The sequence below is a fragment of the Bacteroides sp. genome, assembly GCA_036351255.1.
In the GTDB taxonomy this organism is placed as follows: Bacteria; Bacteroidota; Bacteroidia; order Bacteroidales; family UBA7960; genus UBA7960.
Window position 1 is genome coordinate 1 of the sequence record JAZBOS010000060.1, and the last position, 20883, is coordinate 20883.

Consider the following 20883-nt stretch of genomic DNA (forward strand, 5'->3'; position numbering starts at 1 on the left):
ATGGTAAATTCTTACATCGTCAAGTTGCCCTTTAAAATGGTTGGCTCCAGGGAAGTCATAACCGCCCCAGGGTTCATTATCCCACATCGTACCGGCACGTGACTGAATAAAACCAAACGCAAGGTCTTTAACCACATCTGGTTCAAAACCAGCATATTTCAACCCCACAACAGTTTGTTTGGGATCGCCATCAGGCCACAAATCGAAATCGAAACTCTTCATTTTTTCACTGTTATAATAAAGTGTCCCTTTCCTTTCGGCACTATCGTAGGTATAGGTAACATGCAACCAGGTTTCACTAACCATAGCCACATATTCTGCAGGAGTAATGGACTTTGCAAAATCCCATCCTTGCCAGCCTCCATTTTCATTGTATGTTGCTTCACTGGGGAACCACATATCTTCAGTAGCTGTTGTGCCATCTCCCAGTTCATACTGAATGGCAAATTTTGCACCATCGAGCCCGCCAAAGATCTCAAATTGAAGACCATAATAAGCACCAAGGCCCATGACAAAATGTCCTTTATCCTGGGGAATTGCCCTGACCCAGAAAGAAATGGTAAAATCAGCGGTATTTACCAACGGGTCAGCATTGGGAATTTCAATAATGCTGGTCGTCCCGTTAAAGTCAGCAGCTTTGCCTGCTTCGGCATTACGCGAATCTACATAGGAAATGTCGACAATGCCACTGGAAGAGGCATTATAGTTACCCGTTGCATCATCGGCATTGTTTTCAAAAGACCAGTGGGCAACAACACCGGAAGGCGCAAAGGTTCCCACGGTAGTAAATGTCCTGGACACCTCAGCCAGGAATAAACCATCCACTGACTTGATGCCGGAACCAAATTTCAGTTCATGAAGGGTTCCAGTACCTAGGTCGCTCACTGGTTGAACTGTGATTTTCTTCCCGGAAACCGTAATATCCAGTTCTACATTTGCATCATCATAATCCTGAATAAGGGTAATGTTGGATGCAGTGGCTGTGGCAGGGTCAATATCCACATTAAAGGTAGCCTCAATGACGGGATTTACTGGAACTCCTGTAGCCGAAGTTGCAGCGTTCAGGTCAATGGCACCTGCCACCAGCGCTTCGAGTGCCGGGTCCTCAGGTTCATCTTCCTTACATCCGATAAAGGTTACTGAAAAAATCGCCATTAAAAGAGCGAAGCTCATCAAAAAATGTTTGCGTTTCATAACAATTGATTTTGGTTAAACAAAAAGAGAAATAATTACCAGTTGGGGTTTTGAGTTAATGTTCCTTGCGAAATATCAATTTCGGTTTGGGGTATTGGGAGCAATTCGTGTTTACCCGGAACAAATCCTAAAGGCCCTAAAACTTCTTGGGCTTTCCCCGTTCTCACGAGGTCCCAGAAGCGGTGGCCTTCCAAAGCCAGTTCCATACGCCTTTCCTGTAAGATAATGTTTCGAAGCTGATCCTTATCCGTGGTAGTAATGTCGGGCAGAATCTCTTCGTTGCCCTGGCGAGCCCTTTCCCTGACGCGATTTAAATGTACCAGGGCCTGACCAGGCTTGTTGTTTTCGTTCAGGGCCTCGGCAGCCATCAGTAACACATCAGAGAAACGGATCAGGCGACGGTTATGTCCAAACTGTGTATTGGTTGATGTACCAGGGATCCACACTTTACGATTATAACACTCCACTTCAATCAGGTTGCCGTCATCATCAAAAGTTTCATCAGGTGTGGTTCCATCGCCTAAAATAAGGATGCCATCAATCACATCACCAAGGTCAATGATCGTTCCCTTGAGCCTTGGATCCTGCTCTTCGAAATTATATCGCAGGTCCAGGGTGGGCCTGTTAAAACCCCAGCCACGGTTGGGAGTCCCCCTGACACCCTGGGTGTTGGCGTACTGGTTCCCCACGGCTCCTTCGGTTTCCATAGCCCCAATTTCGAGCACGGATTCAATACCATGTTCACCATCCTTACCATTGGCATTCACAAAAACAGGTTCAAGATCGTATTCATTCGACCCGATCACCTCAAGGGCATAAATTTCAGCATTTACAAAATCATGCAAGAACAGATACACCTTGGCCAGCAATGCCTTGGCAGCCCCTTTAGTAACACGGCCCAAATCTGCTTCTCCGTAGCCGCTTTTCTCAGGGAGATGTTGAACGGCAAAAAGAAGGTCTTCTTCAATGAGATCATAAATATCATCCTGGCTGGCTCTTGGAACCTGAAGTGCAGGGGTGGTCGTCGTGATCAGCGGCACCCCGCCCCAGGCCCTGACCAGGTCAAAATAATACAAGCCCCTCAGGAATCTGGCCTCGGCTACATAACGATTGCGTAAATCTCCATCCATTTCAATGGAAGGTACTTTCTCAATTACTACATTGGCGCGTTTGATACCCTGATAGAGGGCTGTCCACCAACGGTCAAGCCCATCTTGCGTTGTGGTAAAAGTAAAGGTATCATATGGCCCCAGCGTGTTCACCTGGTCAGCAGGGTTACTGCCCTTAAGTGCATCATCCGACATAAAATCCAGGATGGGATACCCCCCTGAATGATAATGCCAGCTCCTCATAGTGGAATAAACCGCATTGGTTGCAAGCATGGCATCAGCGGCCGTCGTAGGAAACGATTCCTGGGTTAACTGTCCCTGGGGGTTCAGCTCAAGAAAATCTTCGCAACCCTGAAATAAGCCTAAGCTTATAATCACTAATATGATTGTTGTTTTTTTCATAGCTAAGCCCTTTAAAATGTAATGTTCAGACCAATGGAGTATACTGCTGCGATCGGGTAAATTCCGTAATCGATCCCGTTGGATAAGACATCATAGCTCCCGATCTCAGGCGTGTAGCCCGAAAATTTGGTGAGCGTGAAAATATTGGTTCCTTTCAGATACAACCTGACCTCTTGCATGGCAAGTCTTGCAGCCACTGATTCAGGAAGGGTGTAGCCAAACATCACGTTGCGCAGCCTTGCAAATGAGCCGTCCTGAATAAACCGGTCAGAAGGCGTGTAGTTGTATCCCCCGAAGGAAGGCCGTGGCTCTGTATTGCTGGTACCCGGTCCCGTCCAGCGATCCCAGACATTCCTTTCAAAGTTATAGGGGTCAGGTCTGACAGCATCCTTGCCATTGAAGATCTTATTCCCTGTCTGTCCGTGAATGTCAAACGACAGGTCAAAGGCCTTATAGGCAAACTCAAAGTTGAGGCCAAATATAAATTTCGGAATGGGTGACCCAATATAAGTACGGTCTAGCCCACTAATCCTTCCATCCTTGTTGATGTCGATAAACCTGAGGTCACCAACCTCAGCCAGCGAAAAGTGGGGGTAGCTGTTCAATTCCTCCTCTGTCTGGAAGATCCCATTGGTGACATAGCCGTAGAACGCTCCAATCGGCAAGCCTACCCTGCTAAGGGTAACCGGTATGCCATTCCCGAGGTAACCGCCGATCAGCACCGAGTCAATCCCACTGGCGCCTCCAATGGAAAGCACCTCATTGTGAATCGTAGTGCCGAGCACACCGACTCCATAGCTGAAGTCCCTGATCTTTTCACGCCAGCGAACATTTAATTCAAAACCGCGGTTAAGAACCGAAGCGGCATTATACCTCACCCGTTGACCCTGTCCGTTACCAATATGGCCAGGGGTTGAAAGCTCGATCAGGATGTCATCGGTCACCCGGTTGTAAAAGTCAAACTCACCAGTTAACCGGTTGTTGAGCAAACCTATCTCGAGGCCAATATCTGTCTGTGTAGTGGTCTCCCATTTCAGGTCGGGATTGCCATTCTTCAAGTAGCTGGCTGCCGGATTGGAAGCATCCGGATTGCCAAAAATGGCCAGCAGATCCGATTGCACCCTGGCAAAACGGTCGAAATACAAAATCTTTTCATTTCCGATCATCCCCCAACTGGCACGAAGCTTTAAATTGCTGATCAACATGATGGGTTCCATGAACTTTTCATTGATAATATTCCAACCAACCGCAAAGGAGGGGAAATTCGAATACCGGTTCTGTTCGCTGAATTTGGAGGAACCGTCACGACGGAAAGTAACCGTGGCAATATACCGGTTGTCGAAGGAATAATTGGCCCGGAACAGGAATGAGACCATGGAGTAGAACTGGTTCGGATCCACACCATTATAGATGCTCTGCAACATATTGATGTTGTTTGCTTCATCCAGAATATAGGGCGGAAGGATGTACCAGAAATCACCATCATCACGGATGAGGTTTTGCCCTGAAAGCCTGATTTCCTCTGAACGGGTTTGCTGCATGGTGAAACCGGCAACTGTATTCAAGGCATGGCCGGTAAAGACTTTGTCATAGCTGACTGTATTTTCCCAAAGCCAGCTAAGATTATCGTTGCTGCCCTTATTAATATCGCTGAATTCGTTGTATTGCTGCGAAGCCGTTCCGTCCGGGTTATAAATGGTATAGGCAGGGGTAAAACTCTCAGCCTTATTGAAAGAGGCATCGACACCAAAACTCGACTTCAGCGTCAGGGATTCAATGGGATTGGCTTCGGCAAAAATGTTTCCTACACCACGAATCCCACGGCGGTAGTTATTCGAATACTCAAGATCTGCTAAAGGGTTACCTACATTATATACTACCCCAAAACTGTCGTCAGGATAATAGGGCTCCAGCAAAGGCTGGGCCCGGTAAACCGAGTAGGTCACATTGGGCGCATTCTGTTGTTGATAAGGTGCGAGGGTGATGTTATTACCCAAACGAAAATGTTCTGAAAGATTATACGTGTTATTCAGCCTCAATGTAAATCGCTGATAATCACTTTTAGGAATAATACCATCCTGAAGAAAAAGCCCAAGACCTACATAATATTGTGAAATTTCGGAAGCTCCTGTAATCGAAAGCTGGTGATTCTGAACAGGCGCCGTTTGAAAAATAAGGTCTTGCCAGTCGGTATTCGGCAATACGTCCACATTGTTATATGTTCCGGAACGAATCTCATTGCTGATAATAGCAAACTCTCTACCTGTAAGCAAGTCGATCTTACTTGCCAGTTGTTGCATGCCCCACTCCGTTGTGAAGCTGAAAAGAGGTTTTTCCTGACCTATGGTACCTGTTTTGGTGGTAATGAGGATTACCCCGTTTGCGCCCCGCGAGCCATAAATTGCGGTGGCCGAGGCATCCTTGAGCACCTCCATGGAGGCAATGTCAGCCGAGTTCAGGAAGGAAATGTCATCCAGAATCACTCCATCCACTACATAGATAGGTGCTGAATTGTTAAAAGTACCTACACCCCTGACCCTTACGGCAGAACCTGCACCCGGAGCACCGGAAGTCGTGGTGATCTGCACACCCGTCACCTTTCCCTGAAGCGCATTCTCCGGATTCAATGTAGTAATTTTTACGATGTCCTCCGACTTGAGGGAACTCACCGCACCCGTGAGGTCACTTTTCCTTACCGTGCCATAACCAATGACTACAAACTCCTCCAGTTGCGTGCTGGTAACCTGCAGCGTGACATTGATAATCAGCTGGTCTTCCACCACGATTTCCTGGTCATCAAACCCGATAAAGGAAAAAATCAGGGCCTGATCACCTGGCTGTAATTCGATCTGGTAGTCTCCGTCGATCCCGGTGGTCGTCCCACGGGTCGTACCTTTCACCACTACATTTACGCCAGGCAGGGTCTCTCCGGTGTCGGATGCGGTAACCGTTCCCCGCACAATGCGTTGTCCGTTGACCTGAAAACTCAGTAAAAACATAGCAGCAAAAACCAACAGAAGCCTGAAACATTGTCTGATACCAATTCGATATTTCATAGGCAAATGGTTAAATTGTGGATATTTATGTTTTTGAACCAAACAAAAAATTCATTAACCATAAGGAAGAACCAGCATACGGATATGCCGAATTGTCTGCAAGTTATTACCAGCATGGTGCTTTTGCAAGAAAAGCACAACAACATGACTACTTCACCCCATATGTGAGTCAAAAAGCTACCTCAACATTACCCACGCAAAAAAAGCTGACTTACAGCAATTATTTATTTGTCAGGGCCTTAATGAACCCTAAAAGGTACGAAAATTTTATGTAAACAGGAAATTTTTCCCTAGAAAAGACGAACTATTCTTCACAAAAACATTTGCCCCCATTCTTAGAAGGCCAGAATAAATTCCGTCAGGTTCTGTTCAGGAGTAAGGCCAAGGCGTTTCCTCAGGCGGTAACGCCGCTCTTCAACCCCCCGCACGGAGATACTTAGTAGGGGAGCGATTTCTTTTGAAGAAAGGTTTAGGCGAAGGTAGGCACAAAGCCTCAGGTCACTGGGGGTCAACTCAGGAAAGGCTGATTTCAGCCGCTGAAAAAAGTTTTCGTGCGCCTGGTCAAAAAGTTTTTCAAACATTTCCCAGTCATGATCGCTTTTCACATTGTTCTCAATCAGTTTATTGATCCGGGAGTAATATTTCTTCGGAAACCGGCTGCCCAGTTCCTCCCTGAGACGATTCAGTTCCTCCTGGATTTCCATCAACAATTCATTCTTTCTGATGATGGACATGGTATTATTGGCCAACTGCGTATTCTTTAGAGAGACCTCCGATTGCAACTTTTCGTTCGAGAGTCTGATGATCTCACCTTCAGCGTGCTCTTTCCCCCTCAGGATCTGCCTTTGCTCCTCCTTCATGGCTTCCTCACGTTTTTTGTAGAATTGGCGAAGGTAACGCAATCGGATAAGCCAGAACAGAAACAGCAAGGTAAGCACAAATAGGGCAATGGCAAAAAAAGATAAATACCAGGGTGAGCGAACCCGGAAACTCAACTCACTGGTTTCGGTCATCAACCCTTTATTCCCCAGAGCCCTGAGCTGAAACGTATAACTGCCGGCAGGCAAACGCTGATAGGTCACCTCAGAAGTCTGTGTCCATTCACTCCAATCCTGGTCAATGCCCGAAAGCCGGTACTGAAAACTTGTTTGATGCCCTAACGGTCCGGGGACAAAGAACTCCAGCCTGAGGTTATCATAGCCTCGCTTCAGCTTCAACCCACTTTTCAGCGGTAAAGAAAATTGCATTACTCGGCCCGGATGCTTCCAGCAGAAAAGATTTCTAATCTCGGGCGATAGTCCTTCGCCAGATACACCGTTGAATTGCTCTAGATTTAGAAGGGCAAACCCATTGGTAAGGCAAATGAGGTGAAGGCTGTCATTCAGGGCAACTATATTTTCGTAATTTTCAACCAGTTCCAGGCCATACGATTCCGGAAGAAGCCGGTAAAGCAATTCGGCCTCTCCATATCGGATTTCAAACAATCCTGCCTCCTTTTTTCTGAAGAACCAATAAAGATTGGGGCCTGCCTCCACGATCATTCTCGACTTTTCAAATCCTTGCAGGTTGGGAATCAATTCGTTATAGGGAACCAGCTTTTGATTCACGGCATCCCATTGCAAAAGGGTTTCACCAGTAAGCACCACAATGCGGTTGTCGACCTTAAACAACCTGTTGGTGGGACTGTTGAGCCCTAAAGAAGCGTCAATTTTTATTGCAGGAGGGGCTGTTTTCAATTCCAGGTCGGGTTGCAAACGGTATATCCCAGAAAGTGCATGCCCCAGCCAAATGTTTCCCAAGTGGTCGATCTCCAAAAAACGTGCAGGCCCTTCAAACCCTTCCAACACGTGGTGGTCACGCCACAACCCCCCTTCCTTCCTGTAAACGACCAGGGGATAATACGTGCTTTGAATATGAAAATCCTCCTTGGGGTCAGGAATCCGCTTCAGGTTGTACCCTCCGCTGACCTGGCTGACAGGAATCAGCCTGCGGTTTCGAATCACAAACGTTCCATTGTTCAGCCCGCAATACAATTCCCCCTCAATCTCCTCAATGAACCAGACCTGCCCCTGCGACTCAGGAATAAGTTGTATATCGCCAAATATTCCATCCTTGCCGGGACTTAAATAATGAATGCCCTGGTTGGTTCCTAGGTAAAGGATTCCATTATGCAAGGTGGCAGCATATACGGTACCCAGTTCAGGTTCCATCCCCACATACAAATCCACTGGCGAATAAAAGCTGACATAATCAAGACCTTTATCAAGACCAACCCAAAGATTATTGTCCAGACCACTCTTTAGCGCAAGCACCGTATTATCCTGAAGCAGATTACCTGCGTGCAAATGTTGAAGCAATTGCCCATCCAAATCAAAAACGTACAAACCTTTCATAATGGTTCCGAAAACCATCGTCTCCCCTACCCTGACTCCATTGTTTATCTTGTTTTCCCTGATCTGTTCATCGGCATTTGTCTCATATGGAATCCAGGAGTGCCCATCATAAGTAAAAAGTCCATTTGAACTTGTCCCCACGATCACCTGATTGTCCCGGAATGGCATAATAGCTTTCACCTCCGTGTCCTGAAAGATCCCGCTCCCTTCAAGAAAAACCAGCTCATTCCCCGACAACTCAAACAAGCCCCCATCAATTTCCTGGATGAACAAGCGGTCATCGCATTTTATCAAAAAAAGCACGGAACCCGGCAAGGCAATTTCTTCCAATGAGTTATTCTGAAAGCGGAATAATTTTCCAAAACTCTGGAAATAGATGGCATCACCATGCTGCTGAATCCTCCATATCTCTTCATTCTTCAGACTCCCCTCCCCCAGTAAGCCTGCCAGTGAATGGTATTCAAGGCTGCCTGATCCTGCCGGTTCCCAATAGCCAAAATCCTCAAAAGAGCCCGTATAGATCAATCCGTCGATGTACCTAACCGACCTTACCGGGGTTTCCAGGGGCATCTTATACAACCTGAAGGATGATCCCCTGAGTACTATCAGCCCGTTTGTATTACCAACAAAAAGGGTTCCTGCATCATCCATATCAATGGCCCAGTTCTGGTTGCCTCCCCCATAAGCCTCCCTGTCGTAACTCTTCACATGAAGCGGTATATGTCCATACCCTTTGGAAAATACTAAAATCAAAATCAGCACCAGGGCCTTCCTTATCAAAGGGAAAAAAGAACGGGGAAAATATCTCTCCATATTAACGGATGGGTTGGATGTTGTGCTGACCAAAGTTAATAATTGTCAGAATTAACAACAAAGACGCTAATTTTTTTGTGAAAATGCCGTCTGACAAATAGATATGGGCCCGTCCCTCAAAAAAATCGACCAGTCCATTCTAAGCTTCCCTTGCTGAATTCAAGTTCTTTTTTTGTACCTTTGCACAGCAAAAAATACCTGATGGGTAGGATCTTAGCGATAGATTACGGACAGAAAAGGGCAGGCATTGCAGTCACCGATGAGATGAAGATGATCGCCAATGGGCTGACCACAGTGCACGTGAAGGACCTGATCTCTTTTCTGAAAGATTACTGCAGCAGGGAACAAGTTGAATGCATGGTGGTGGGTGAGCCGCTTGATATGAAAAGTCAGGCCTCAGATGCTGCGCGTTTCATCGAACCCTTCGTGAAGCACCTGCGCAAGCAATTCCCTGAAATGCGCATCGAACGCATGGACGAACGCTTCACTTCGCAGATGGCCCTGCAAACGATGATCGATGCTGGTCTTGGCCGGAAAGCCAGGCAAAACAAGGCCCTCGTTGATACCATCAGCGCAACCATTATCCTGCAATCATACCTGGAAATGACAGCAAACAAAATTCAACACAGATGATATTACCCATTGTTGCTTACGGTGACCCCGTCCTAAAGACCAAGGCAAGGGAAATCCCCAGGGATTATCCAGAACTAGGGGAATTCATTCAAAACATGTTTGAAACGATGTATCAGGCCAATGGTGTGGGACTGGCAGCCCCGCAGGTAGGCAAAAGCCTTCGCCTGTTTGTGGTCGATGCATCCCCCTTCGATGATGAAGACCCCAAACTAAAGGACTTAAAAAAAGTGTTCATTAATCCTGTCATCCTGGAGAAATGGGGAGAAGAATGGCTTTTTAACGAAGGCTGTCTGAGTTTCCCCGACCTCAGGGAGGACATTTACCGCCCCTCCAATATCAGGATCAAATACCACGATGAAAATTTTCAACTTCAGGAGGAGGAATACGATGGGATTGGTGCCCGCATCATTCAGCACGAATACGACCACGTGGAAGGTGTCGTGATGGTAGACCGCATCTCTCCCCTGAAAAGAAGGTTGATTCGCAATAAACTCCTTAACATCTCGAAGGGCAATGTTCACCCCGACTATCCCATGAAGTTTCCCCTGAAGAAAAAATGACCTATCTCTCCCACCGGCTGTCCAATGGCATCCGGATTATCCATAAACCCACAGATTCCTATGTGGCGCACTGTGGCCTGACCATCAATGCAGGCTCGCGCGATGAAGAAGCCAACGAACAAGGGCTGGCGCACTTCATCGAGCACGTCATTTTTAAGGGAACCCAGAAACGGCGTTCCCATCACATCCTCAGTCACATGGAAAATGTGGGGGGCGAACTCAATGCATACACCACCAAGGAGGACACCTGTATTCACGCCTCCTTTATGAATAACTTTTACCCCCGCTGGTTCGACCTGCTTTCTGATATTCTATTCAACAGCACCTTCCCTGAAAAGGAGCTGAAAAAGGAAAAGGACATCATTATTGACGAGATCAACTCATACAAGGACAATCCCTCCGAACAGATCTTCGACGACTTTGATGGCCTGGTGTTTGGCGACCATCCCCTGGGCAGAAATATCCTCGGCATTCCTAAATACCTGAAGACCTTTAACCAGAGCCACATCCAGCGTTTCATGGAGAGGACCTATGCTACCGAAGAAATGGTGATTTGCTCGGTGGGCCGTATTCCCTTCGCTGACCTTATCCGTCTCACTGAGAAATATTTTGGGCACGCACCCCAGGGGCAAAGACAAAATCAGCGGCTTGCAGTTAATCATTATCAGCCGGTTGAAAAAGTGGTTAACCGCCGCAACCACCAGGCCCATTGTGTATTGGGAAGCCCGGCCTACCACGCCGACCATTCCCGTAAAACTGCCTTGATCCTCCTCAACAATATGCTCGGAGGACCCGGCCTCAACTCCCGGCTTAATATGGCTGTGCGCGAGAAGCACGGCTTCTGCTATAACATCGAAAGCCATTACCTGCCCTATTCCGATACCGGCACCTTCTGCCTTTATTTTGGAACTGAAGCAGGTTATATCGAAAAGACCCTTTCGCTGATTCGCAAGGAACTGAACCGCTTTCGCAATGAAAGTCTTGGATTGCTCCAGCTGAAACGGGCCAAGCAGCAATTGATCGGGCAGGTGGCCATTTCATTCGAATCCAATATGGCTGAGATGCTCTCAATGGGAAAAAGCATCCTGCTCTACGACAAAGTGGAAACCATTGAGGAGATCAACAGGAAAATTGAAGCCGTAACGGCGGCTGAGTTGCTCGAAACCGCCAATGAGATCTTCGATCCTGAGCGGCTGAGCATGCTCACCTTTAAACCCCGCTAAGCAATGATCTCAGAGAAGATAGAGAAATATGCCCGTCAGATGAGCGACCCGGAGTCCCCGGTTTTACAGCGCCTCAGCCGCGAAACCCAGGCAAAGGTGCTCAAACCACGGATGCTCTCCGGTCATCTCCAGGGAAAACTGCTTGAGATGATCAGCCTCATCCACAGGCCGCGAAGGGTTCTTGAAGTTGGCACTTATACCGGTTACTCTGCCATTTGCCTGGCCCAGGGACTCACTTCCGATGGCCTGCTCCACACCATCGACCACAACCCCGAACTGGAAGATTTTGCCAGGCACTTTTTCACCGAGGCAGGGCTTGAACACAAGATCATTCAGCACATCGGCGAAGCCCTTGACATGATCGCACGCATCAATGAAACCTTCGACCTCGTTTTTATTGATGCCGATAAGGAAAATTATGTTACCTATTTCGAGATGGTCATCGATCGGATGCCTTCCGGTGGGCTCATCCTGGCTGACAATGTCTTATGGGATGGCAAGGTTTTAAACGAACCTGCTCCCAATGACCCGGAAACACAAGGCATCATCCGCTTCAATCAACACATCCGTGACCGCCAGGGGGTTCAAAAGATCCTTCTCCCATTCCGCGACGGGCTCTCTTTAATCCGTAAGAAATAAGGCTGCAGGAAATTTATTTTGGATGAAGCCCAACTTCCACGCCCAGCGTGAAGCGGGGAAATTCATCCAGACCTGAGGATTCGCTGAAGTGATCAGAAAAACGGTAAGTGCCTTTAAAAACCAGGTTATTAAATCCCAGTCTTGCCAGCGCCCCATATTCAAAAGGCTCCACATAGCTCAGCCGCGAAACCTTCACTTTCACCTTTTCGTCCTGGGCATTTTTAAAGGAATAAGCATGCCGTGTGACAAAATTCCAGTTGGCGTAAACCCCGAAATCGATAAAGCGTCCGATGAAATCACCGCGCCGCTTCTGGTAATTGATCCGCTGGTACAGGCCAATGCCGGTCTGCATCAGCATCAGGCGCTCCCGCTTCAGTTCATCTTCTCCGACAATAACAGCCATTCCCCAATCACTGGGTGCATAGGCCAGCCGTCTGATGCTCCATTCCGCCCCTCCTGATAGCACGTTCGAGAAACGCCGCTTATAGCGGATGCCATACTCCAGGGCCCAGGAAGCGCCGTATTTGATCTTGCCGGAAGGCCCCTCCGCCTCCCCGAGGAAAAAATGACTGCCTACGAAGGTGTGGCGGTAATGTTTACGGTTCATCCCGTATTCCGGCACGAGGGTATCGCCCTGCAAGTCCTCGTGAATAACAACCTCCTGCGCTGCAAGAGGGGCCATAACCAGCAGGCCAATGACAAAAAACAAGCAAAACCTTAACTGCATATGCACTGATTGATTAAAAATTCCAGATAGCTGTATAACCTTCAAAATGTACGACAAGCTTTTGTCCGGGAACAAAATCACCGGGGTCCAGCGACAATACCTCCGGCTGATGAACCTTGACAACAAAATATTCCAGTATCTTTTGATCAGCATCCTGCACCTGGTAATACAGGTAACGGTCGGGCTGCTCATTCTCTCCTTTCAGGGTTTTGATGTGAATCAACACCTTTAATTCGCCGGGGGTGCTGACAAAGTCAAAGGTAGGCCTGAAACCATTGCCGGGATCCTGGAAAAAGTAATCGGCTTGCGGGGTACCAAAGCCATGCGAATAATCGAAATAGGGATACAGGGTGGCGCTTTGCTGCATGGCATCGAACACCTGCTGATTGGTCCAGTCGGGATACTTCTGCCAGAGGCAGGCGGCAAATCCTGCCAGCAGGGGACTGGCGAAAGAGGTGCCACTGGTTCTTTTCAAACCAGTTTTCCCGGCAGCCACCACCGTCCCTAAGGCAGCTACATTGGGCTTCATTCTCCCGTCGGCAGTGGGGCCCCTGGAAGAATAGCCGGCACGGATTAACGAAGGATAATCGAGGGCGCCAGCCGAAAGTACTTCTGTCACATCTGCCGGCGTGCCTATCACCTCCCATTGTTTACGGCTGCCATCATTGCCCGCGGCATTGACGATCAGGATCCCCTTCCGGAAAGCCGTTTGCGCTGCACGGGCCACAAGTGATTTGGTCCCGTCCATATCCTCCGGGAAATAACGTTGATAGGTATAACCCAGGGAGGAATTGATAATATCTGCACCCAGACGATCGGCCCACTCCATAGCTTCAAGCCAGTACTTCTCCTCAGAGAAATATTCTGTCCAGGTCTCGGTGCGGGCAAGCAGGAACTCGGCCCCGGTGGCCAGCCCCAGATGAAGGCTGTCTGCCATCCCCCCGATGAGCGACATGACGCTTGTGCCGTGGCTGTTTTTGCCAAATACATCCTGACGTCTCCTGACAAAGTCACGCGTAGCCACGATCCTGCCTTCCTCGCGGATATGCTGAAAAACGGGATGCTCATCAACCCCGGGGAAGCCTGCATCGAAAATGGCAACGCGGATCCCTCGTCCATCCAAACCATTTTCAAAAAACCACTGTCCGCTCATATGGGTGATCTGTGCTTCCATCAGTTCCTTTTGCGATGAAGACAGATGCTCAACAAGCAAGGGATCTTCACGAAAATTAGCCGGAACAGCGATCACTGTCATCGGCTCAATCCGCTCCACAAATGGCAATGCGGCGATCTGCTCCAATTGTGAGGGCCTTGCAAAGACACTCACTGCATTGAACCATCGTAAAACCACATCCGTCGAGTCAGCAAGCAGCCCAACACGGCTCAGGTAATCCTTGCTGACGGGGTAATCCTGGGGGTCATAAAGATCCTGACCGTGCCTTAAACGCCTTTCAATGGCCCTGGGATGAAAAAAGTCATAAGGGTCAAATGCCACGCCATCCTTGTCAGTGAAAAACACCCAGACATTTTCAACAGCCTCACCCCTTTCCAGAAATCCGGACGGCTGCGCCTTCACCGGTTCGGTAAACAGGAGTAAACAAGCCAAAAGTGGTAAAAAAAACAAATTTCTCATCTGTGGCCTAAGTTAAATTTTTTATGGCTTCCGCCACCTGTTCCAATTGCCAGCGGGGTGTGGAGGTGGCTCCGCTGATGCCAACGCTTTGAGCCCCTTCAATCCATTCCTTTTGCAAGTCTTTCGCATGGCCCACCAAATAAGTCTTTGGATTCACCTCGCGGCACAGGCCAAAAAGGTAACGTCCATTGGAACTGTTGATGCCGCTCACAAAAATAATCACATCGTGGCTTTGTGCAAACTTTTTTATTGCAGGCCCTCTGCGCGACACCTGCCGGCAGATGGTGTCGTTCACCGTAAGCAATTCATCGGGATCGGCTCCCACGCTTTGCATCCCCTGCCATATCCTTTGGATAAGCTCCCCAAAACCTTCCAGGCTTTTGGTGGTTTGGCTGAATAATACCACAGGCTTCCTCAGGTCCACTATTTCAAGGTCTTTGGCATTGTCGCCCACCACGATGGCCCGGTAACCCGTTTGCCCCTCCAGGCCAATGACTTCCGGATGTCCTTGTTTTCCATAGATCAAAATCTGTGCCCCGGGCATCTCTTCAAAAGCCTTTTTAACCCTTTTCTGTAACTTGATTACGACAGGGCAGGTGGCATCGATCACCCTGGCCCCCTTTTCGTAAAATCTATGATAAGTCTCGGGTGGCTCGCCATGGGCACGCAGCAAGACGCGCTTCCCCTGAATGGCTTTCAAATGCCCGGGTTCGAGCTGCTGCATCCCCAGACCCTGAAGCCTTTTCTCTTCTTCCTCGTTGTGAACGATCTGCCCCAGGCAAAACAATGGCTCGCCCTGGTGCAAGGCCTCTTCCGCCCTCTCAATGGCACGTTTTACTCCAAAACAGAACCCGCTGCGGGCTTCAATCTCAATACGCATATCATTCGGGCTGGGAAGGAACGCTGTCTCCTGATTGGAACAAATCGGAAAAACTCGTGCTGATAGAAATGTGATTGGGTGCACCGGCCAGGTGATAATTAGAGCGGCCGTAGTTCAACTGAAACCTGGAGATCTTCACCCCAAAGCCCCAGGAAAACCCAACCGTCGAGAGACGGGTATCCACCTTCATCTCCTGCCGGCGACGGTAATTGTAACCGATCCGGAACGCAAAATTTTTACCCGGAAGAAATTCCATTCCCACCACCATATGTCGCATCAACTTATCAGAGAAATCACCCACACGCTCACTGGCGGTTTGGGAAGGCTCTTCATCGCCCCAGTAGCTCTGTCCGGGCAATTGAATGGGTGAAACATAGGTAAGGTCAAAGCGGTGCAGGTTATGTACGGCAAAGGAAAAACGCAGTGGCGCATTGGCCAGTTTTTTTGAGATCCCAAACACCAGGTCAAAGGGAAGGGATTCGCTGTTGTTTTCCCGGTAGTGGATCACTTGCCGCCCGATATTGCGCGCCACCAGGCCCATAGCCAAAAGGCGCTCAGGGTTTTGGTAGGTCACCGATACGTCTGCCGCCAATCCCCAGGAGTAATATTCTTCTAGCGAAGAATAAATCAGTTTTACATTGCTGCCGATGGAGAAATGCTCATTGAGCGGGCGGGCCCAGCCCAGCATGAAGTTGTATTCACCGGCCCCAAACTGCCCGTAGGTCTGTCCCGTCTCGTCTGCCTCAGTAAACACCCCGTAATCGATGTATTGCAAGGAGGCACTGAAGGTCCCGGGCTTTTCAAAGGTCTTGGCAAAAGCGACCGTCCCGTAATTGATGTCGCCGAAATAATCAACGAAATTGAGTGAAAGGTGATTGCTCACCTCAGGCCGCAAGAGAGAAGGATAAAACAAAGCCGACCCCAGGTCAGCATCCAGATCAGGCACGGGGTATCCGCCCAGTGCAGTGACCCTTGCCGAAACCGGTAGACCCAGAAACTCATAGGCCCTGCCGCTTTGCTGGGCAAAAACCAACACAGGTCCTGAAAGAAGAGCAATAAAAAGGAAAGACTTTAGCTTCTTTATCATTCCGGCAACAGATGGTTATTATTCAAAACGCCCTTTCACAGGGCTTATTATTCAAACACGTGGCAATCAAAATTGTTGCATCCGGCGCAGACTCTGGTCAATGGTCAGCACCCGTGGCACCACCAGTTGACGGTTGTCATTATGGATCACGTAATCGGCCCTTGCCACCAGTTCCTCTTCGGCAAACTGGTTTGCAGCCCTGCGCAACACTTCCTCACGGCTGATCCCATCGCGTTGCATCACCCTTTCGATACGCACTTCCAGCGGGGCTGCCACCACGATGACCTGATCGAAATGAGCGGCCATCCCCGATTCAAACAGGATGGCTGCCTCCTCAATGACATAGGGCTGATCCTTATTTTCACTGACCCACTCCAGGTAATCCGTGCGCACCAGGGGATGAACGATTCCGTTAAGCCGGTCCAGTTTTTCCCTGTCGTTGAACACAATGCCTGCAAGCGCCTTACGGTTCAGTTTCCCTTCCTCATCCAGGATATCTGCTCCAAATTCCTTCACGACTCTGTTTACCACGACTTCGCGTTCCATAATCACGCGAGCCCTGAGGTCAGCGTAGAACACCGGCACGCCAAGGTTCTCAAACACCTTGCACACCGTTGTTTTACCACTGCCAATATTTCCTGTCAGGCCTACCTGTAGCATATGCTGATCAAAGGGTTAAAACAACATGGTCATTCAATGATCAGGAATTCAACCGAGGAGGGCCTGATGCTCTGAATGCTTACAAATTCAGGGAAGGTCTCAACAATGACCTCCAGCCTGTCAGTATTGTCTGGATTCCCGCTGGGGCACACCACGTGGGCTTTGAACTGTGAGGCCTCCAACCGGGCATAATCTTTAAGAGACACCAGGCAAGTCACCGTCACCCGGTTGGGGAACAGCCGCAGGTTCCTTTGCCCCTGCCCTGCCTCCTGGGGGCAAACCACTTCGATGTTGAGGTCCACCGAAGTCTCGGTAAACTCTTCCACTGGTATGATCAGCTCGGCCTGGTTCACCTCCAGTGTCAAACCCTGGCCGAATGCCGGGTTCATAAGGGCCACGGGCTGCTGAACTGTTTCTGCAAGGAGTTCAAACGTCAGGGGCTCGGTGTAAATGGCCTGAAGGGTGTCGATGAGCTGCCGCGGGCCCCTGACGGTCACGCTGTCGGGGTTCAACGCCACCGGGCCATACTGCCCGAAACGGCGCTCAAAAGTATAAGTCGCATCAGGGCGGACCGGTAAACGTTTCTGGGCAGCATAGGCCAGACTGACAAATACCGTGTCGGGCCAGATACCCACCAGCTGACTGCTGGCGTCAAGACGTTCCGACAGCCGGCTGCGCAACTGTCCCGGCGAAACATAATGCCAGAGCTTACCATTGCGTGTCACCTTTCCCAGCGTCCCTGCATCCACACGGAGACTATCATAAGGCTTGGCATAACGGCTAAGCAGCAGACGGGCGCCATTGGTCTGAACGGTATAGCTTACCCGCTCGTGACTCAACTGGCTGACAACCACATCGGAGGACACATTCGTTATCACCAGTGGCTGCTCAAACACCATCTGCGCCTCGCGCGAAAGCTTGATGAAAAGCCAGAAAAAGGCGCTGCATAAAAGGCACAGCAGGAAGACATAGGTCTTTTTCTTCCTGCCCGGCTCACGAAACCGCTGCCGGAGGGTATGCCAGTATGCTTTGATGCTTTTCATCAGGTCACTTCCTAAAAACAAAAAGGTTGCTGATGACCGCGCTGACCGCAGACCCAATGGATCCACGGAAAACCCGGCCCGGCAACCTTCTGTGGTTCAATTAGCGGGTCTCGGCCAGATTCTCCGACACTGCATTCTGCGACACCGCCGACCGCTCGATCTTCAGGCGGTTCTGGCCTTCCACTTCAATGATGAAGGTCTTGTCGTTAATCTCAATGATCTTTCCGTGGATGCCGCCAATGGTGATGATCTTATCGCCTTTCTTCAGGTTCTCGCGGAATTTGTTCAGGTCCTTTTGCTTTTTCATCTGCGGACGGATGAAGAAGAAATAAAAGACCACGATCAGGAGGATCAGGGGTAAAAAGGCACCAATGCCACCAGCCCCGCCTTCTGCGGGAGGAGTCATAAGAATGATAGGATTCAAAAAATTCATGTTCAGGATATTTAAAGGTTAAAAATGGATTAATTCTGCAATACTTCTGCGGTGATCCTCAGCAGGTATTCCTGCGGCTGGGCATTGGTCACCACGCGGACGCTCTCCGACTGGAAGCCCTTTCGCCCTGCGCTGTTAAAACTCACCTTGATGCGTGCCTCGCCGCCCGGGGGAATGGGCTCACGCGGGTAATCACCCACGGTGCAGCCACAGCCGCTGCGCGTATTGACGATGATCAGCGGACCATCGCCCGTATTTGTGAAACTGAAACTATAGGTCACCTTTTCCCCAGAGAATATCTTTCCGAAATCGTACTCCGTTTTTTCAAAAGTCACTGCAGGGGCTTTGGTCTCGCCTGACGCAGGGCTGGTGGTTTCAACGGCCTGCGCTACAGAGGTGGACTCCCCACGCTTGCACGAAAAGGTTAAACCGGCCATCAGGGCAACGATCAGAAAAAAATGGATCTTATGGTTCATTATAGTTTTTTTATATCAAAATAACCGGTAAAAACAAAGGTATAAAAAAGGGTTCTAAGCCTGGTCTGAAAGGCCTTTAACATGCTTGTTGATTTTATTGTCGCGCACAAACTCTTCCACCAGCTTGTCGAGCACCCCATTGACAAACATCTTGCTCTTGGGCGTGCTGTACATTTTCGACAACTCAATATATTCATTCAGGCTCACCTTGACGGGGATCTCGCTGAATTTCAAAATTTCGGTCAGGGCCATCTTCATAATGATGACATCCATCAGGGCGATACGTTCCAGGTCCCAGTTCTGGGTCTTGGCCGAAATGATCCCTTCCATTTCAAGGTGGTTAAGGATGGTACGCTTAAACAATTCGCGCGCAAACACCCGGTCTTCGTCATCCTTAAACAGGTCCATCAGCATCAGTCCCAGTCCCGCCTCCGGGTCAACCCCCTTGAGGGTCTTCACCAGCATCATGTTCACCAGTTCCCAGTCGTCGATCCAGTAAATACTTTTTTCCTCATAAAACGAATGCAGCAGTTCGAAGTCCACGATGTCCTTCTTTACCATCCGGATCACAAAGTCGCGGTCATCGGCCACGCTGACCTCCTCCTTGCTCATGTAGGTATGGAAATAATGCTGTTGCTTGATGTGGGCCAGCAACTTACGCACCAGGTCCTGGTCGTTTTCCCAGCCAATGCGGCGTTTCTTGCATTTGGCCGCCAGCGACTCGTGCCCTGCAATGATTTGCAGCACCTTGTTGTCGACAAAGCGGGTATTGGGGTTCAGGTCATCCTGGCTGGGCAGGTGCTTGTAGCGGTTTTCGGCCAGCAGACGCTCCTCCTGGTGAAACAATTCGGCCAGCAGGGCAAACTGATACAGGTAAAGGTCGTAGATCTTTTCAATCCCAAAAAGCAGCTCTTTCTCGCCGGCGCCCAGGTCGGAGTTGCCCGACTGGAAAAAAGCATAAAGGCTCTGTAGCACTTTTACGCGCAAATGCCTTCGGTTTAACATAGGGTCAGTATTCAATGATACAAGGAACAGGGTCATTTGCCGGGAAATTTACCCGCAAAGGCCCGCCCGGAAACTTTGCAAAAGTAATGGAAATTTGCTTGTCTCCTGCCAAAAATTACCGCCTCTTCCTCACTATGCAATTTTTCCGCATGATTATCGTTTTTTTGGTTGAACCGTTATTATCCAAAAAACGTTTTATTAATATACATTTCTTCCTGCACCGGGTGATGAAAAAAAACTGACAAATGTAATGCCCGGGCATAATTTTTGCAGGAAAAGGAACTTTTAGCAACCGCAATGTTCTTTTAACGAAAGGAAGGAAAATGGACAATTTTGGCAGCCAGAACACAAGAGAGGATATTTTTTCCAAGGCAGTAAGGGCAGGAAAAAGAACGTATTTCTTTGATGTAAAAGCCACGCGCAACGAAGAATTCTACCTCACCATCACCGAAAGCAAGAAACGTTTCGACCAGCAAAGCGGCAAATTCTTTTACGAGAAGCACAAGATCTTCTTGTACCGCGAAGATTTTGACAAGTTCAGGGATGCCCTGAACGAAGCCTTCAGCGCCATTGAAGAAGCCCAGCCCGAAGCGCCCCACCTGAGCCGATCATACCGCGACGAAGGAGAAGGTGCCGATAACGGTCAAGCCGGCAAAGCCTCAGAGGATGGCACCCCAAACCCCGGCAGGGAGGATGGAGAGGCAGAAGAATAAGACCCGCATCCCCGCTGTATTTGCGCGCTTTGTAATTTTTAACAAAAAAAAGGCCGCTAAGCATCCTAAAATTGTAAATTTGCACTGGAGTAAAAAACGCTCCGGCCCGGATGGCTTTGGCCTGTTTTTTTCAGGCATCAGCCAAAGCACCGGACCAGCCGGGCAAATCAATTAATTAGAGAAAAAACCATCAATCGGCGTATT

19 protein-coding genes are annotated in these 20883 nt (G+C 49.0%); 6 read left to right on the plus strand and 13 right to left on the minus strand.

Annotated features, from left to right (window positions below):
* From V2I46_05880 to V2I46_05890, 3 genes are all read right to left on the minus strand, one after another.
* Positions 1–1194: LamG-like jellyroll fold domain-containing protein (locus tag V2I46_05880; GenBank protein ID MEE4177022.1), on the minus strand; the 1194-nt coding region annotated here is incomplete at its 3' end.
* Between the two features lie 35 nt (positions 1195–1229).
* A complete protein-coding gene (locus V2I46_05885) occupies positions 1230–2705 on the minus strand; it encodes a RagB/SusD family nutrient uptake outer membrane protein (GenBank protein MEE4177023.1) in 1476 nt (491 codons plus the stop codon).
* A gap of 11 nt (positions 2706–2716) precedes the next feature.
* Entirely contained in the window at positions 2717–5761 is a 3045-nt protein-coding gene (locus V2I46_05890) for a TonB-dependent receptor (GenBank protein ID MEE4177024.1), read from the minus strand.
* Positions 5762–5778: 17 nt separating this feature from the next.
* On the opposite strand from V2I46_05890, the gene V2I46_05895 reads away from it, so the two are divergent.
* Positions 5779–6036, plus strand: a complete 258-nt coding sequence (locus V2I46_05895) for a hypothetical protein (protein ID MEE4177025.1) — start codon at positions 5779–5781, stop codon at positions 6034–6036.
* A gap of 60 nt (positions 6037–6096) precedes the next feature.
* Here V2I46_05895 and V2I46_05900 read toward each other — a convergent pair whose 3' ends face one another.
* A complete protein-coding gene (locus V2I46_05900; GenBank protein ID MEE4177026.1) occupies positions 6097–8862 on the minus strand; it encodes a triple tyrosine motif-containing protein in 2766 nt (921 codons plus the stop codon).
* Between the two features lie 306 nt (positions 8863–9168).
* Here V2I46_05900 and ruvX point away from each other — a divergent pair, with 306 nt between their 5' ends.
* From ruvX to V2I46_05920, 4 genes are read left to right on the plus strand one after another with little or no spacing between them, the layout of a single operon-like run.
* Positions 9169–9600: a Holliday junction resolvase RuvX gene (ruvX, locus tag V2I46_05905; protein MEE4177027.1), complete on the plus strand. Its 432-nt coding sequence runs from the start codon at positions 9169–9171 to the stop codon at positions 9598–9600.
* Complete coding sequence (gene def / locus V2I46_05910) at positions 9597–10160, plus strand: peptide deformylase (protein ID MEE4177028.1); 564 nt, start codon at positions 9597–9599, stop codon at positions 10158–10160. The genes ruvX and def overlap by 4 nt, the downstream gene beginning before the upstream one ends.
* The gene (locus V2I46_05915; GenBank protein ID MEE4177029.1) at positions 10157–11383 is read left to right on the plus strand and encodes a pitrilysin family protein; all 1227 of its coding nucleotides are present in this window, start codon (positions 10157–10159) and stop codon (positions 11381–11383) included. Before def ends, V2I46_05915 begins: the two co-directional genes overlap by 4 nt.
* A gap of 3 nt (positions 11384–11386) precedes the next feature.
* Positions 11387–12022 (plus strand): O-methyltransferase, encoded by a 636-nt coding sequence (locus V2I46_05920; protein ID MEE4177030.1) that lies wholly within the window; start codon positions 11387–11389, stop codon positions 12020–12022.
* Between the two features lie 13 nt (positions 12023–12035).
* On the opposite strand, the gene V2I46_05925 is transcribed toward V2I46_05920, so the two are convergent.
* From V2I46_05925 to nusB, 9 genes are all read right to left on the minus strand, one after another.
* On the minus strand, positions 12036–12749 hold the full coding sequence (locus V2I46_05925; protein ID MEE4177031.1) for a hypothetical protein: 714 nt from the start codon (positions 12747–12749) through the stop codon (positions 12036–12038).
* 13 nt (positions 12750–12762) lie between these two features.
* Positions 12763–14382 (minus strand): S8 family serine peptidase, encoded by a 1620-nt coding sequence (locus V2I46_05930; GenBank protein ID MEE4177032.1) that lies wholly within the window; start codon positions 14380–14382, stop codon positions 12763–12765.
* Positions 14383–14389: 7 nt separating this feature from the next.
* On the minus strand, positions 14390–15262 hold the full coding sequence (locus tag V2I46_05935; protein MEE4177033.1) for a 4-hydroxy-3-methylbut-2-enyl diphosphate reductase: 873 nt from the start codon (positions 15260–15262) through the stop codon (positions 14390–14392).
* Position 15263: 1 nt separating this feature from the next.
* Positions 15264–16349, minus strand: coding sequence for a type IX secretion system protein PorQ (gene porQ / locus V2I46_05940; protein ID MEE4177034.1), 1086 nt, complete (start codon positions 16347–16349; stop codon positions 15264–15266).
* Positions 16350–16415: 66 nt separating this feature from the next.
* Positions 16416–17009, minus strand: coding sequence for a dephospho-CoA kinase (gene coaE / locus V2I46_05945; protein ID MEE4177035.1), 594 nt, complete (start codon positions 17007–17009; stop codon positions 16416–16418).
* A 29-nt stretch (positions 17010–17038) separates the two neighbouring features.
* Entirely contained in the window at positions 17039–18052 is a 1014-nt protein-coding gene (locus tag V2I46_05950) for a YbbR-like domain-containing protein (GenBank protein MEE4177036.1), read from the minus strand.
* Between the two features lie 100 nt (positions 18053–18152).
* On the minus strand, positions 18153–18485 hold the full coding sequence (yajC, locus tag V2I46_05955) for a preprotein translocase subunit YajC (protein ID MEE4177037.1): 333 nt from the start codon (positions 18483–18485) through the stop codon (positions 18153–18155).
* A 29-nt stretch (positions 18486–18514) separates the two neighbouring features.
* A complete protein-coding gene (locus tag V2I46_05960; GenBank protein MEE4177038.1) occupies positions 18515–18961 on the minus strand; it encodes a DUF1573 domain-containing protein in 447 nt (148 codons plus the stop codon).
* 54 nt (positions 18962–19015) lie between these two features.
* Positions 19016–19948 carry a transcription antitermination factor NusB gene (gene nusB, locus V2I46_05965; GenBank protein ID MEE4177039.1) on the minus strand — a complete coding sequence of 311 codons (933 nt, stop codon included), beginning with the start codon at positions 19946–19948 and terminating at the stop codon, positions 19016–19018.
* Between the two features lie 341 nt (positions 19949–20289).
* Here nusB and V2I46_05970 point away from each other — a divergent pair, with 341 nt between their 5' ends.
* A complete protein-coding gene (locus V2I46_05970; protein ID MEE4177040.1) occupies positions 20290–20679 on the plus strand; it encodes a DUF3276 family protein in 390 nt (129 codons plus the stop codon).
* Positions 20680–20883: the final 204 nt, after the last annotated feature.